Below are 15,240 nucleotides of genomic sequence, written 5' to 3'. Positions count from 1 at the left end.
TCCGGGGTTCACGCGTTCCTGCGCTCTCACAACGTCGACGAGCAACGCGCCGACGCATTCTTCGCCGAGCTGCAGCCCGTGCTGCGTGACGACCCGCCGCCCGTCCCGGTTGTCGTACAGGCGAGCGACGACGTGCCGTCCAACGACGTCGACCGGGTCGTGGCCGCGATGCGGCGCGCCGGGGCCGCCGCCGAGCATCGCCCCTGGGCGGGCACGGCCACTGCCGCGCCGCCCCCTCGGACGACCGTCGTGCTGCTGGCCACGCACCTCGTCGAGCCGCGCCGGGCGTCAGCCCTGATGCGCGACGACGTGCGCCATCTGCCGCTCGTGCTCGACGGGGCCGGCGCTCTCGTCGGCCCCGTCATCGAACCCGGCCGAACCGCCTGTCTCGCCTGCGGCGACGCTCATGCGCGCGACGCCGACGCCGCCTGGCCGCTGGTCGCCTCGCAGTTGGTCGCCCGGCATTCCCCCGTCGCCGGGTCCGTGCTCGCCTCGGAGGCCGCGCGCGTCGCCCTGCACCTGATCACTGAGCCCGACCCCGGCCCCGTGCGCTCGTCGGTGCGCCTGCGCGTCGACTCCCCCCACCGGCGGTGGCGGCAGCATCCGCCGCACGCAGCGTGCGGTTGCCGATCTCTTGAAGGAATCTCGACGGCGATCGCTCGGATCGCCCCGACGACCGCGACCAGCTCACCGACAGAGTTCGCGCGGCCCGCGTGATGCCGACGTAGGCCAGCCGGCGCTCTTCGTCGACCGCCTCGAACGTGCTCGCGTACGAGATCGGCAGGAACCCCTCGCTCATGCCGACGAGGTGCACGTGGTCCCACTCGAGGCCCTTGGCCGCGTGCAGCGTGGACAGCGTGACCGTGCGCGTGGCCGGTTCGTGCTGGTCCTTCGCTCGGGCGAGCAACTGGTCGGTGAAGTCGCGCAGCGTCGTCCCCGCCGGGGCCTCCTCGGCGAGGCGCAGGAGAGCTGCCCGCGCCTCCCACGCGTCTCGGAGCGCCCCTCCCGCGGGCGGCGCCTCATCGGTGAGGCCGAGCGAGCGCAGCACGTCGCGAACGGTTGCGACGAACCCGGTCTCGAGCGGGGCGACCGAGGCCGCACGCAGCGCCATGACGGCCTGCCGTACCTCCGACTGGTCGAAGAAGCGCTTGCCGCCGAGCACCGTGGACGCCACGCCCGCCGATGAGAGTGCGGAGATGAGGGCGGCGGACTGGGCGTGCGCGCGGTAGAGGACGGCGATCGACGCCGGTTCGACGCCCGAGGCGATCGCGGTCGACACAGATCGTGCGACGCCCGCGGCCTCGGCCGCGTCGTCGTCGAAAGCTCGCACCACGGGGATCGGCCCGTCGGCGTCCTGGGCCGCATGCAGGTGCAGCGAGCCGGGCCGGTCGCGCATGAGCTCGTTCGCCACCGCCAGGATGGGCTCCGACGAGCGGTAGTTCGTCTCGAGCCTCACCACGCGGGCGTCCTCGTGCCGGCGAGGGAAGTCGAGCAGGAACGACGCGTCTGCTCCGGTGAAGGAGTAGATGGTCTGACTGGCGTCGCCGACCACGCAGAGGTCGTGCCTCTCCCCGACCCAGAGCTCGAGGAGGTGGTGCTGGAGGGGCGAGACGTCCTGGAACTCGTCGACCGTGAAGTGCCGATACTGCTCGCGGACCGCGGCGGCGACACGCGGTTCGGCCTCGATCATCCCCGCGCAGGCGAGGAGCACGTCTTCGAAGTCCATCTGACGACGTTCGTCCTTGAGCTTCTCGTACGCACGCTGCAGATCGACGACCCGCTCCAGACTCAAGCGTCCGATGCCGTCCGGACGCGCCGCCGCGTAGGCGTCGATCGAGCGCATGGTGACCTTGCGCCACTCGATCTGACCCGCGACGTCGCGCAGTGTCGCGGTGTCGAGGTTCATCCCGATGCCGTCGGCCGCGTGGGCGAGCATCTTGACCTTGTTGTCGATGATCGACGGCGCCGAGTCGCCCGCGAGCGTCGGCCAGAAGTAGTTGACCTGAGCGAGAGCACTCGCGTGGAACGTGCGCGCCGACACCCCCTCGACGCCGAGCGCCCGCAGGCGCCCCCGCATCTCCCCCGCCGCCTTCGCGGTGAACGTCACCGCCATGACCCGACCCGGCGAATACGCCCCGGTGTCGACGCCGTGAGCGATGCGGTGAGTGATCACGCGTGTCTTACCCGTGCCCGCGCCGGCGAGCACGCACAGCGGACCGCGGAGCACGGATGCGGCGTCCCGCTGCCGCTCGTCCAGACCATCGAGGGCGCTTGCGCTCATCGCGCCTCGGCCAGCCATTCGAGAATCAGTCGGTGGGCGATCGACGCCGGCCCCGGGAGGCGGAGCTCGCTTTCACCGGCGAGACCGGCGGCGATCTCGGCGCGGGTGAACCACCGCACGTCGAGGATCTCCTCCCCGTCGGCGTGGGCGTCGGTCGGAACCGTGGCCGTGGCGCGGAACCCCAGCATCAGCGATCGAGGGTACGGCCAGCCCTGCGAGCCGCGGTAGACCACATCTGCGACGACCACCCCGGCCTCCTCGCCCACCTCGCGGGCGACGGCCTCCTCCAGCGATTCGCCGGCCTCGGCGAACCCGGCGAAGCACGAATAGCGGTTGTCGTCCCAGAGGGCGTTCGAACCGAGGAGGAGCAGCTCCGGATCGTCGGCACGCGTGACGGCGACGATCACCGCGGGATCGGTGCGCGGGAAGTGCTGGCGACCGCAGGACGGGCACTTCCTCGACCATCCGGCGTCCCGTTCCTCGGTGCGAGCACCGCACGCGGGACAGAACGGCGAGTCGATCAGCCAGCGCGCGAGCGAGACCGCGGTCACCAGCAGCGAGGCCTCGCCGGCCGGAAGCGACCCGGCGATCGTGCGCAAGGAGCCCCACGAGACCGAGACGGGGGCGCCGGCTGCCGCATCGAAGGCGGCCAGCAGCACCGCTGATCCGTCGGACGCGCGTCCGAGGAAAGCCCACTCGGCGTCGACGGGTACGGCGTCGACGGCGAGGAGCTCGAGCCGTCCGTGGGGGGTCAGCGGAGCGGCGTCGCCGTGGACGACGAGCGCACGTGTGGCGGGGTCGGCGCGAAGGGTGTCGAGGAGTCCGGGAACGGTGCGCTCCTCGGCGCGTCGGTCGACGACGAGGTCGTTCGGATCCGCAGCGGGTGGCGTAGCTGGCGCCGTCATCGATGACCTCTTCCAAGGGCGTGGCGCGGGGGTTCGGAGGCGAGCCCGGCCTACCCTGGGCCCATGGCACGCTCCCCTCTCACTCTAGCCGCGTCGGTCACGGCCGCCCTTCCCGGGGCAGGGGTGGTGGGTGTGGGCCTGCTCACCGAGAACGGCGCGGGGCGGTTCGATTCGGCCGTCGCCCGTCTCGACGACGGCCGCGAAGTCGTGGTGCGCACCCCCGCCGACGACGATTCGGCGGGAGAGCTCGCGGCGGAATCGCGCGCCCTCCACGCCCTCACCCCCGGCGTCCGCGCCCTCCTCCCGTTCCGGGTTCCCGAGGTGCTCGGCGAAGCCGGGTCGGGAGCCGCGCGCGTTCTCGTGGTCGACCGCCTCGAGGGCTACCGGGTCGACCCGGCGCACCTGCCCCAGGGGTCCGGTTTCGCGACCGCCATCGGCAGTGCCCTCGCGGCCGTCCACACGCTCCCGCCGTCGATCGTGCGCACCGACGGCCTGCCCGTCCGCACTCCCGACCAGGTGCGCGACGACGTCTCGCGGCTCCTCGATCGCGCCGAGGCCACTCGACGCGTCCCCGACGTCCTGATCGAGCGCTGGCGACGCGCCGTGGACTCCGACGACCTGTGGCGGTTCGAGTCGGCCGTCGTCCTCGGCGGGGCGACCTCCGCATCGTTCCTGCTCTCCGAAGACGACACGGCGACGGTCACGGGCCTGCTCGACTGGGGCGGCCTGAGCGTCGGCGATCCGGCGACCGATCTGCGCTGGCTCGCATCGGCCCCGATCGCGGCCGACGACGTCTACGCGGGCTACACCGCCGACGCGTCGAGGGCGCCCGACGCGCTTCTGCGCGAGAGGGCGCGGATGTACGCCGAGCTCGAGTTCGTGAGGTGGCTGGTTCACGGTCACGACAACGGACGCCCCGAGGTCGTGACCGACGCCGTCGCCCTGCTCGAGTCGCTCGCCGACGGGGTGCGCGGCGACGAGATCGTGCCGGAGGCACGTCCGGATGTGGATGCTGCGCTGTCGTACGCGCATCTGATCCCCGAGTCCGCGCCGACCTCCGTCGACACGTCCATGCAGACCGACGCCTACGATCCGCAGATGATGTCTCTGTTCCTCGCGGCCGAGCGCGACCGGCAGACCGCGGCGTCCGCGCCCGATTTCGGCCTCGACGGACTTCGCGAGCCCGAAGAGCAGTCGACGGCGCCGATCGACATGGAGGGCTGGTCGTCGCTGCGCGAGTCGGATGCCACCGGGCGAGACCCCCAGGAGCAGCCGGCGCCCGCCGATGCGCCCGCCCGGGTCGACGACACCGTGAGCGACGACGAAGACCTCCGAGACGAGGCGCAGCGGGCGACGCGCGCAGCGTTGCGCCGATGGGGCGCCGGTGGCGACGACACCCGAGTCGGTCAGGGCACCTGAGTCCGTCCGCCGGCCGTGTCGCGGGCGCGGCGCCATCGCGTGACGAGCTCCGCTTCCTCCCAGACCCGGTCCGACCGGATGACGAGATCGTCCGCGACGTAGTACAGCGCGACGTCGATGTCGTCCAGGGGCACACCGTGCTTCTTGTGGTAGGCCAGCCGGTAGAGCGCGAGCTGCAGCATCCGCTCGTCTTTCTCGGCGGCCGAGATCGGCGCGCGGCCGGTCTTCCAGTCGACGATCTCGAGGCGTCCGCCGCGATCGGCTCGGCGGTACACGGCGTCGAGCTTGCAGATCATGACGTGCTGCTCGCCGTCGCCCGTCGACATCGCGAAGTCGATCTCGGTCTCCACTTCGAGCGGGGCGAGGTCGGCCCACTCCGACCTCTCGAAGACCTCCTTCAGACGAGCGAGGTCGGCGGCGTCCGAGGCGGATGCCTCAGACGCGTCGCCGTCGTCGTCGATCTCCCAGAGCGCGTCGTCGATCGATCCGGCCGTGCCGGCACGACCCGACCGCTGTTCGACCCACGCGTGGAAGAGCGTGCCGAGGCGCGTCTGGCGGAACGGGCGTTCGGGGAGCGGGCGGGTGACCGCTGACACGGTCCCGCGGTAGTCGGTGACGTAGTCCTTGAACCGGGAGGCGGGGATGCGGGCCGGGGGGCGCACGGGCGCTCCTCTGCGGCGCTGCTCCCACTCGGCGAGAAGGCGCGCGAGCGTGTCGTCGGGCACCGGATCGTGGTCGGCGGCGGCCCGCACGGCATCTGCCGCGGAGAGCACCGCCTCCCGCCGGGCTCCGAGCGGGTCGAGCGGCCACTGGACGATGCGTCCGCCCTTGTCGAGGTAGGGATTGTCGTCGGGCGCCGACTCCTCGATGGGTGGAGCACCGAGGGCGTCGAGCATCTCGACGAGGTATCGGCTGGGTGTGCGGGGCTCTTTCTGGCCGGCCCAGTGCGCGCCCGTGAGCAGCAGTTCCGACCGGGCCCGCGTGACCGCGACGTAGGCGAGACGTCTTTCCTCGCGCTCCTGGTGCGCGCGATCGGCCTCGCGGAGCTGCTCGATAGCGTCGGGCAGATCGGCGTCGTCGTCGTCGAACGACCAGTCCAGCCGCGGGAGCGCATCGCGATCGCCTCGCAATGGGTAGGGCAGAACCCCGAATCCGAGCCATCCGTTGACCGTGCGGGGCGCCTTGGGCAGTTCTTTGTCGACGAGACGCACCACGGCGACGGCGTCCCACTCGAGCCCCTTCGAACCGTGCACGGTGAGCAGTTGCACGACGCCCGGCTCGGGAGGCTCGGGGCGCGGCATGAGCTCGTCGGTCTCCTCCGCATGGTCGAGCCACGCGAGGAGACTGCCGACCGAGCCGCGATCGTCGGCGAGGAGGAAGGCTCGCACCTCGTCGAGGAAGGTGCGAAGGCGCGCGCTAGCGACGCGCGCGGGACCACGCGCCTCGTTGGCGGCCAGCTCGATGTCGAGACGCAGCTCGATCTCGATCAGACGCAGGAGGTCGGGGATGGGCTGGCCGACCGCGCGTCGAAGGCGCTCGAACATCTCGCCCGCGTCGCGCAGACGCCGCCGCCCCTCGGGCGTGATGTCGCGCAGAAATCCGTGATCGTCGTTGGACCGACGCACGAACTCGAGCGCGTCGATGATCGACAGCTGCTCGTCGGCGCCCGCCGAGGCGCGCACGCGCGCCGCGAGCTCGGCCGGGAGCGGGTCGAGAGCGGCGTCGCGTCGCGAGAGGGTGTCGGCGAGAGCGTGGAGGGCGGCGAGATCGGCCACGCCGATGGAGAACCGCGGGCCGGCGAGCAGACGGATCAGCGACGACCCCTGGGCGGGGTCGTGCACCACCCGCAGCGCGGAGACGACGTCGACGACCTCCGGCGTGGACAGGAGCCCTCCGAGACCGAGGATGCGGTTGGGCACGCCGGCCGCATCGAGGGCGTCGGCGAACAGCTGCATGTGCCGCTTCGTGCGGAACAGGACCGCGCCCGAGTGCGGGTGCGGGGCACCCGACGCGGTGTGGGCGGCGCGGACTGCGACGAACCACTCGGCGACCTCCCGCGCCTCGTCCTCCGCCGACGCCGCGAACACGCGCGACACGCGACCGGGCGCCGCTCCCGGGCGCGGTGCGAGCTCGTCGACGTCGGCGCCGTCCGCCGCGGAGAGCAGCGCGTTGGCGGCGGTGAGGATGGCCACGTCGTTGCGCCAACTGATCATGAGGCGGAACCGTTCGGCCTCGCCCGTCGATGAGAACGCACTCGGGAAGGCGATGAGGTTATCGGCCGATGCGCCGCGCCACCCGTAGATCGATTGATGCGGATCGCCGACCGCCATCACCGCCGTGTCCCGGAAGATCGCCGCCAGCAGCCGTGTCTGGAGCACGGACGTGTCCTGGTACTCGTCGAGCAGCACGACCCGGTACTGCGCGCGCAGTGCCTCACCGACCTCGGGGGCGCGCTCCACGATCGTCAGGGCGTCCGCCACCTGATCGGCGAAATCGAGCGTGTCGTCCGCCCGCTTGCGGCGTGCGTACTCGCGCACGAGCTCGGCGAGCACGGGAAGACCCGTCATGCTGCGCCGCGCCTTGTCGACGCGGTCCTGATCGACCTTCCTGCGGCAGGTCACGGTCGACAGTCGCGCGTCCCAGGTATCCGCGAACGCGATGAGGTCATCGAGGTCGACCCGGTTGTCGAGCACGTCGCCCGAGAGGCGATGCACGGCGTCCACGACGGTCGAGAAAGCCTCCTCCCTCTCGGCGAGCCGCTCGTCGCCCGAGGCGATGACCACGCGTCGAGCGAGCAGCCACGACCCCGACTGACTGAGAAGAGCCGAATCCGGGTCGCGTCCGATCCGCGCCCCGTGCTCGCGCACGAGGGCATCGGCGAACGCGTTGTAGGTGGCGACGCGCGGACGGAACGCGAGCTCTTCCCCGTCGAGGGAGCGGATGCTGCGCGCGGGGACCAGGGCGTCGGCGAGGCGATCCAGAAGCGAGGCGAAGGCGGCGTCGCGCACCCGCGGCGGAGAGGCCGCGTGCGTCTCCCAGAACGCCGGGAGTGTGCCATCCGCGACGAGCCGCTCGAGGTGGGGCAGCAGATCGCGGCGGGCGTACTCGCGCACGACCGCCAATCGACGGCCGATGCGCTCGGCGAGCTCGCCCGCCGCCTTGCGCGTGAAGGTGAGACCGAGCACTTCATCGGGTGCGACGTGATCGTTGGCCACGAGCCACACGACGCGACCGGCCATGGTCTCGGTCTTGCCGCTGCCCGCGCCGGCGACCACGAGAGCGGGGCTCGCCGGCGCCTCGATGACGGCGCGCTGATCGGCGGTCGGCGCGGGAAGCCCCAGGGCGCGGGCGATCGTCTCGGCGGAGAGGGTCATGACGACGACACCGCCTTCACCGTGTGCAGCGCGCAGACACCGAACCGCGAGGTGGCGCAGTGCGCGTCGACGGGCGCCTCGAACGTGTCGGCCGCCATCATCCGTGCGGTCTCGACGATGCTGCCGAGGAACTCGGCGCGCTCGGCGGCGGCCATCGGCGCCTGACGTGCGAGGCGGTAGTGGGGCTCCTTGGTCGTCGTCCGCGAGAGCACGATCAACCGCGCCCCGGCGTTCGTCTGCGGGTGGGCGCCCGGGACGAGCCCCTCGAGGAAGGCCAGCTGATAAGCGGCGAGCTGCGGGTCGTCGGCGACCTTGTCGTCGCTGACCCGAGCCTCTGAGCGGCCTGTCTTCAGGTCGACGATCAGCACGTTCTCATCGATGCCTTCACGCACCGGCACCCTCTCGCCTCGCCCCGCCGGATAGACCTCGACACGGTCGATCGATCCGGTGAGCAGAGCGAAGCGGCCCTCGGGATGCCGCGCTTCGGGATCGACCGCCACGACCCGCGGCACACCGTCGGCGGTGGCGTCGAGGTCGACGGCCAGACGGAAGCGCGCCTCGGCACCGATCGTGCGGCCGCCCTCGGCGTGGAAGGTGCGCAGGTAGGAGTGCAGGCGGTCGGCGAGGAGGTGGGCCCACGCGTGCTCTTTGCGTGACAGCCAGGGCGCCTCGAAGTCGAGTTCGCCCCACCGCTCATCGACGATACGGCGGATCTCGTCGAGGTCGCCCGACGGCACCTCCTCCATCGCGGCGTGGAGGATGACCCCGGCCCCCGCAGACCAGGTGCGCGTCTCGCCGCCGAGCGCGCGCACCGCCCAGTCGACCTGGCAATCCGCGAACGTCGTCATCTTCGAGGGAGAGATCGGCACCGGCGCGCGGTCGGGGTCGCGCAGCGGTCCGTCAGACGACGCCGGCGCCACCCCGAACCATTGCTCCGGCGCGGCGCCGGCGACTCCCTCGCGCGCGAGGACGACGAGCTGAGAAGCGGCGTGCTCACGGGCTCCGAGCGATGATGACGCGGTCAGCGTGCGGCGATACTGCGACACCAGGCCGCGGAGCGTGAGGGGGTGTCCGGCGTCGACCTCATCGAGCACCGGCGGCTCGGGCTCGGGCAGGAGCTCGAACAGGGGGCTCGGGCCGAGGTCGTCGTCGTCGACCGCGGTGACCACGAGGTGCCGTCGTGCGCGCGACAGTGCGCGAGCGAACAGTCGCAGCTCGTCGTGCAGCGCCGCCCGCCGTCGATCCAGCACCGCGGGTGCGGTCGGGGCGGCGAGCCCCTGCCGCCACGCTTCGACCTCGTCGCCCAAGCGCCAGGCATCGAGGATCCCGCCGCGCAGGCGCAGGTTCGGCCACACGCCGTCCTGCACGCCGGCGACGATCACGGCGTCGAACTCCGTGCCGAGCGCCGTCGCCGGGGTGAGTACGGTCACCGTCGCCGCGCGATCGGGAGAGGCGAGGATGTCTTCGGGCACGTCGCTGTCGAGGATCCGCCGGATGAAGTCCGACGTCTTCGCGTCGGGATCGCGCTCCAGGAATCGCTTCGCGGCGTCGAACAACGCCACCAGTGCATCGAGCGCCTGCCCCGTCTCGGCGGCCAGCACGCCGCCGCCGACGGCCGTGTCGTGCCAGGAGCGCGCCAATGGACGGCCGGTCCCGTCGCGGGCGCGATCCCACGCCACCCAGAGGAGTTCGTGAACGGTGGCCCCCCGATCCGCGTCGGCCGCGATCCGCGCCAGCGTCGTCGCCAGGCGCTCGGCGGCCCGAGCCTCGGGCGAATCGATCAGCGCCAGCTCGAGGGGGTGCGCCAGGGCGTCGGCGAGCAGGTGCCGGGCGGCCCGGGTTCCTCCGTCGGCGAGCTCCGCGTGGCGCAATCGTCCGCGCAGGCGACGGAGGCCCACCGCGTCGAGACCGCCGAACGGCGAGACGAGCACGCCCGCCAGGGCATCGGGGTCGCGATCGGCGGGGTCGACCAGAGCGATCCGCACGAGCTCGAGCAGATCGCGCACGACCTGCTCTCGTCCGAGCGGGCGCTGCACGCCGGCGGCCCGCGTCGGCACCTCGCGCGCCGCCAGCTCGGTCTCGAGCGTGGCCACCTGACGGGTGTCGTGGGCGATCACGGCGATCCTCGACCAGGGGATCTCGTCGAGCAGATGCCACTCGCGAACGATGCGGGCGATCGCGTCGATCTCTTCGAAGGGCGACCCCGCGACGATGGCGCGCACCGACCGGTCGTCGGGGTCGAGATCGCCCGGGGGCCGCCGATGGTCGATGCGTCCGGCCGCACCGATGGACTGCGTCACGACGCGCGTGAGTCGGGTCAGTGCGGGCGCGGCGCGGTGCGGAGCGTCGAGCACGAAGGCCGTACCCAGCAGCGCGCAGAGGTCGGCGAAGAGCGCCGGACTCGAACCGCGGAAGGCACCGGAGGCGATGTCGGGATCGCCGAAGGCGACGACCGCGACGCCCCGGGCGCGCAGAGCCGCCACGACCTCGAGGCCGCCACGGGTGAGCTCCTGCCCGTCGTCGATGAGCACCGCCCGCAAGCGACCGGCCGCCCCGAGCTGTCGCTCGCCCTCCGCGCCCGAGGGGGTGCGGTGCAGCACCGCGGCGGCCTCGCGCAACAGGTCGGCCGCGTCGCGCGCACGGGTGTGCATCTGGTCGACGGCATCGCGGTACTCCCGGAGGAAGGATGCTGCGGCCCCCCACCCGGCTTCGCCCCGGTCGGCCGCGAGCCGGCCCAGCTCGGCCGCGTCGAGGTCGAGCTCGGTGCAGGCCGCGATGAACTGACGCAGCTCGCCCCGGAACTCGCGCGAGCCCCTCACCTCGGCGCCGATCGTGGCCGGCCAGGGCACGACCGCCTCTCCCGTCGCCTCGTCGGCGATGTCGCCGGCGAGCAGATCGGCCAGGATGCGGTCGTGATCGCTCGCCGCCAGGAGCTGCGGCGGTTGACCACCGGCCCGCACCTCGGCCGCGCGCACGACCTGGTAGGCGAACGAGGCCATGGAGCGGGCGAGAGCACCCGACGACGCGCGGTCGACGACGATCGAGAGGCGGTCGCGCAGCGCCGTCGCGGTCTGCCGCGACGGGGTGAGCACGAGGACGTCGTCGACCGACACCCCGGCATCGACCAGTGCGCGCAACCGCGCCACGAGGGTCTCGGTCTTTCCCGTTCCCGGGGCACCCAGCACGACGCCGGAGGAACCCGCCGGCAGCCGCACGACCGCTCGTTGCACCTCGTCGAGCGTGATGCGCGGCTGTGACGCATCGGCTGATCCCATGCCCACCACGCTAACCGGCACGACCGACACCGGGGCGACGGACGTCGTTCGCCGAGAGCGTTCGGGGAACGGCCGGAGCGATACGCGCCCTGTCGTAGAGTTTTGGTGCGCCCGGGGCAGACCCGGGCCGGAAAGGGCACCACCGTGGAGATCCGCATCGGCATCGCGAACACCGGCCGCGAGCTCAGCTTCGAAACCTCCGAGGCATCGGACGCCGTGAAGAAGTCCGTCGCCGACGCCCTCGACGCCAAGGCGTCGCACCTGAACTTCACCGACGTGAAGGGCAACAGCTACCTCGTGCCCACCGCGACCCTCGCCTACATCGAGTTCGGCACCGAAGAGTCGCGCCGCGTCGGCTTCGTCGCCTGATTCCGAGACCATGCAGATCGCGCTCGCTCTGCTGATCGCCGTGGTGATCGGCGTCGGCCTGCACTTCGCGCTCCCCCACCGTCAGAAGCGGGGCGTGGTGGTCGCCCCGGCGATCGCCGCCGCCGCGGGCGTCATCACGTGGGCCGCCCTCACCTGGGCCGGCGTCGGTATCGACAATCCCTGGATCTGGCTGTCGGCGATCATCGTGCCGGCCGTGGTCACCGCGCCCGTCGTGCTCGCGCTGGGCGCCGCCCGGGTGCGGGGGGACGACCGCGAACGCCAGCGCCTCGGACTGGTCTGATCCGACGTCAGGCCGCGAGGCCGGTGGCGTCCATGCGCCGCGAGTGAGCGGCCATCAGCTCGGTGAACACCGGTTCGACCCTCTCCTCGTCGGCGGCGCCGAGCGTCGTCGGCCGGAGGGCCGCCCGTGCCACGAGAAGGGTGTCGCCGACGAGCCGACGGCCCCACATCGCCAGGAGCGAGCGCCACTCCTCGTCGCTGTCGATCGTGGACGCGATGATCTCGACGATCGCCTGGCGGTCGTCGTCGGCGCGGAGGATGCGTGCGACCCGACGACCGGTGTCGCCGTAGCTCGCCGACAGAGCCAGGTAGAAGTCGTCGAGCATCCCGGCGGTGATGTGCACCGAGACCATCGTCTCCTGGGGCCGGACCCCGTGCGTGGCGCGGCGGAAGGCGTCGAGAGATTCGCGGAACGGCAGCATGAGGGCGGTCGGATCGTCTCCCCGCTCCCGGATGAGCGAGACGAGCGCCTCGTGCTTCGTCAGAGCCGCGCCCGCGGCGCGGGAGAGCGCCTCCTTCTGGGCGAGCTCGGGCGTCGAGGCGATCAGCTCGCTCAACGTCTCGAAGAAGCCCAGCTGCAGGTAGGCAGCCTGGCCGAGGAAGGTGTCGACCTCCGGGGCCAACTCGGCGAAATCGACCCGCACGGCATCGCCGAAATCGCCGCGCGACCTCAGAGTGAGGGTGCGACCGGCAGGGCGACCACGACGACGCAACCACTCGAACACGTACGAAAGCCTAAGCCCGCGGCCGCTCCGCCCCGCCGCGGTACGCACCTTTCCGCCGCATCCGGACCGCTCCGGTATCGTTGAGGGGTCCCGGCGTCGGATCGGGACCCCCGCGCCTGCGGCTGAGTGAGGGCGTGGACCGATCACTCTAGGCGGCTCTCTTCCGCCGGACAGGCTCATATCGTGACGACCTTCGCCGAGCTCGGCGTAGACCAGGACATCGTCGACGTGCTCGCGTCGAAAGGCATCGTCGATGCCTTCCCCATCCAGGAGCAGACGATTCCGCTGGGCCTTCCCGGCCAGGACATCATCGGCCAGGCCAAGACCGGTACCGGAAAGACCTTCGGCTTCGGCATCCCCGTCGTGCAGCGACTCGGCCTGAACCCCGAGCCCGGTGTGAAGGCGCTCATCGTCGTCCCCACGCGCGAACTCGCCGTGCAGGTCTACGAAGACATGGACATGCTCACGTCGGGCCGCTCGACCAGCGTCGTGGCGATCTACGGCGGCAAGGCCTACGAGGGTCAGATCGACCAGCTGAAGGCCGGCGCACAGATCGTCGTCGGCACCCCGGGTCGCCTGATCGACCTGAACAACCAGCGCCTGCTCGACCTGTCGAGCGCCGTGGAGGTCGTGCTCGACGAAGCCGACAAGATGCTCGACCTCGGCTTCCTCGCCGACATCGAGAAGATCTTCACCAAGGTCGCGCCGGTGCGCCACACGCAGCTGTTCTCCGCGACCATGCCGGGGCCGATCGTCGCCCTCGCCCGCCGGTTCATGTCGAACCCCATCCACATCCGCGCCACCGACCCCGACGAGGGTCTGACGCAGGCGAACATCCAGCACCTCGTGTACCGGGCGCACTCGCTCGACAAGGACGAGGTCATCGCCCGCATCCTGCAGGCCGACGAACGCGGCAAGACCGTCATCTTCACGCGCACCAAGCGCGCCGCGCAGCGCCTCTCCGACGAGCTGGGCGACCGGGGCTTCAACACCGCCTCCGTGCACGGCGACATGAGCCAGGAGGCACGCGAGCGCTCGATGGCCGCCTTCAAGGCCGGCAAGAAAGACGTGCTGATCGCCACCGACGTCGCCGCTCGCGGCATCGACGTCGACGACGTGACCCACGTCATCAACCACACGATCCCCGACGACGAGAAGACCTACCTGCACCGCGCCGGCCGCACCGGCCGCGCGGGCAAGACGGGCATCGCCGTCACGTTCGTCGACTGGGACGACCTGCACAAGTGGGCGCTCATCAACCGCGCGCTCGACTTCGGGCAGCCCGAGCCCACCGAGACCTACTCGTCGAGCCCGCACCTGTTCACCGACCTGAACATCCCCGAGGGCACGAAGGGGCGTCTGACCACGGCTCCCCGCGCCCAGGCGGCCGAGACCTCGAAGCCGCGCTCCGACTCCGGCTCGGGAGAGAACGGCGGCCGTCGTCGCCGTTCGCGTCCGGAGCAGTCCTCGCGCGAACCCCAGCCGATCGCCGAGCACGGCGCCGCCGCGGACGCCACGCCTGAGGGCGCCGGCACGCACGACGGCGGGGGCTCCGAGCACCACGATGGCAACGCCGCGCCGCGGCGCCGGCGTCGTCGTCGCGGCGGAGCCCGCACGGGCGGCGGCGCACCCGCCGCCTGATCCGCAGCGTCCGCCGGGCGCAGCATCCGAATCTCCCGAGGGGGCGTCCGACGACCGGGCGCCCCTTCGTCGTGGGCGGTGCGTCAGGGGTAGACGGGCGTGGTGCCGCTCGCGAGGGCGATGATCTTCGCGACCTCCGCGTCGGCGGTGGTGTTCTCACCGGGCTGATTCGGCTTGCCCAGACCGTGGTAGTCGCTCGAGCCGGTGACGATGAGGCCGCGATCGTCGGCGATGCGCCGGAGCGTGCGGATGCCGGGAGCGAGGTTCTCGCGGTGGCCGAGCTCGAAGCCGGCGAGACCGGCCTCGAGCATGCGGTCGAGCAGCCGGGACGGGAGAAGACCCGCGCGCCCGGCCGGGTGCGCGATGATCGGCACTCCCCCGGCCCCCACGACGAGCGAGACCGCCGTGACCGGATCCGGCGCGTACAGCGCCACGTAGTAGTCGCCCGCCGGGCTCAGAATGCCCGCGAACGCCTCGGCACGGTCGCGGACGAGCCCGCGCGCGACGAGGGCGTCGGCGATGTGCGGGCGGCCGACGGTGGCCCCGTCGGAGGTCTGGGCGACGATGTCGTCCCACACCAGGTCGTAGTCGCGGGAGATGCGATCGGCCATCACCCTCGCGCGGTCGACCCTCGAGGAGCGGATGCGATCGGTCATCGCGCGCAGCGACGGCTCGTCGGGATCGAAGAGGTAGGCCAAGAGGTGCACGCTGCGCCACTCGTGCAGAGCGGAGAGCTCCATACCCGGGAGGAATGTCATGCCGAGCGACGACGCGGCCTCGGCAGCCTCCGCCCACCCGGTGGTCGTGTCGTGGTCGGTCAGTGCTGCCGTCCTCAGCCCGTGACGGTGGGCGGCCGCCATGACGAGCGCGGGGGCCTCGGTGCCGTCCGAGCATGCCGAATGCAGATGCAGGTCACTCGGACCCTCGAACCTGCTCACCGACTCCACTCCC

At 72.0% G+C, this 15,240-nt stretch carries 10 protein-coding genes; 4 read left to right on the top strand and 6 right to left on the bottom strand.

What is annotated here, in order from left to right; genetic code table 11:
* Positions 1-523: 523 nt before the first annotated feature.
* The gene (locus DEA06_RS01835; RefSeq protein WP_116646250.1) at positions 524-2,281 is read right to left on the bottom strand and encodes an ATP-dependent helicase; all 1,758 of its coding nucleotides are present in this window, start codon (positions 2,279-2,281) and stop codon (positions 524-526) included.
* Positions 2,278-3,186, bottom strand: coding sequence for an NAD(+) diphosphatase (gene nudC, locus DEA06_RS01830; RefSeq protein ID WP_116646249.1), 909 nt, complete (start codon positions 3,184-3,186; stop codon positions 2,278-2,280). The genes DEA06_RS01835 and nudC overlap by 4 nt, the downstream gene beginning before the upstream one ends.
* A 63-nt stretch (positions 3,187-3,249) precedes the next feature.
* Here nudC and DEA06_RS01825 point away from each other — a divergent pair, with 63 nt between their 5' ends.
* Positions 3,250-4,605: a phosphotransferase gene (locus DEA06_RS01825; protein ID WP_116646248.1), complete on the top strand. Its 1,356-nt coding sequence runs from the start codon at positions 3,250-3,252 to the stop codon at positions 4,603-4,605.
* On the opposite strand, the gene DEA06_RS01820 is transcribed toward DEA06_RS01825, so the two are convergent.
* Together DEA06_RS01820 and DEA06_RS01815 are read right to left on the bottom strand one after the other, a co-directional pair.
* Positions 4,593-7,979 carry an ATP-dependent DNA helicase gene (locus tag DEA06_RS01820; protein ID WP_116646247.1) on the bottom strand — a complete coding sequence of 1,129 codons (3,387 nt, stop codon included), beginning with the start codon at positions 7,977-7,979 and terminating at the stop codon, positions 4,593-4,595. The two genes, DEA06_RS01825 and DEA06_RS01820, sit on opposite strands and share 13 nt — an antisense overlap.
* On the bottom strand, positions 7,976-11,254 hold the full coding sequence (locus DEA06_RS01815) for an ATP-dependent DNA helicase (RefSeq protein ID WP_116646246.1): 3,279 nt from the start codon (positions 11,252-11,254) through the stop codon (positions 7,976-7,978). Before DEA06_RS01815 ends, DEA06_RS01820 begins: the two co-directional genes overlap by 4 nt.
* A gap of 144 nt (positions 11,255-11,398) precedes the next feature.
* Here DEA06_RS01815 and DEA06_RS01810 point away from each other — a divergent pair, with 144 nt between their 5' ends.
* Together DEA06_RS01810 and DEA06_RS01805 are read left to right on the top strand one after the other, a co-directional pair.
* The gene (locus DEA06_RS01810; protein ID WP_116646245.1) at positions 11,399-11,623 is read left to right on the top strand and encodes a DUF3107 domain-containing protein; all 225 of its coding nucleotides are present in this window, start codon (positions 11,399-11,401) and stop codon (positions 11,621-11,623) included.
* A 10-nt stretch (positions 11,624-11,633) separates the two neighbouring features.
* A complete protein-coding gene (locus tag DEA06_RS01805; RefSeq protein ID WP_116646244.1) occupies positions 11,634-11,924 on the top strand; it encodes a hypothetical protein in 291 nt (96 codons plus the stop codon).
* Positions 11,925-11,931: 7 nt separating this feature from the next.
* On the opposite strand, the gene DEA06_RS01800 is transcribed toward DEA06_RS01805, so the two are convergent.
* The gene (locus DEA06_RS01800; protein WP_116646243.1) at positions 11,932-12,648 is read right to left on the bottom strand and encodes a ferritin-like fold-containing protein; all 717 of its coding nucleotides are present in this window, start codon (positions 12,646-12,648) and stop codon (positions 11,932-11,934) included.
* Positions 12,649-12,831: 183 nt separating this feature from the next.
* Between DEA06_RS01800 and DEA06_RS01795 the strand changes: the two genes are divergently transcribed.
* Positions 12,832-14,289, top strand: coding sequence for a DEAD/DEAH box helicase (locus DEA06_RS01795; RefSeq protein ID WP_116646242.1), 1,458 nt, complete (start codon positions 12,832-12,834; stop codon positions 14,287-14,289).
* 83 nt (positions 14,290-14,372) lie between these two features.
* Here DEA06_RS01795 and DEA06_RS01790 read toward each other — a convergent pair whose 3' ends face one another.
* Complete coding sequence (locus DEA06_RS01790; protein ID WP_116646241.1) at positions 14,373-15,236, bottom strand: PHP domain-containing protein; 864 nt, start codon at positions 15,234-15,236, stop codon at positions 14,373-14,375.
* Positions 15,237-15,240 lie beyond the last annotated feature (4 nt).

It is taken from the genome of Microbacterium sp. Gd 4-13, assembly GCF_003095395.1.
Taxonomy (GTDB): Bacteria; Actinomycetota; Actinomycetes; order Actinomycetales; family Microbacteriaceae; genus Microbacterium.
This window is presented reverse-complemented; position numbering and strand designations above follow the sequence as displayed.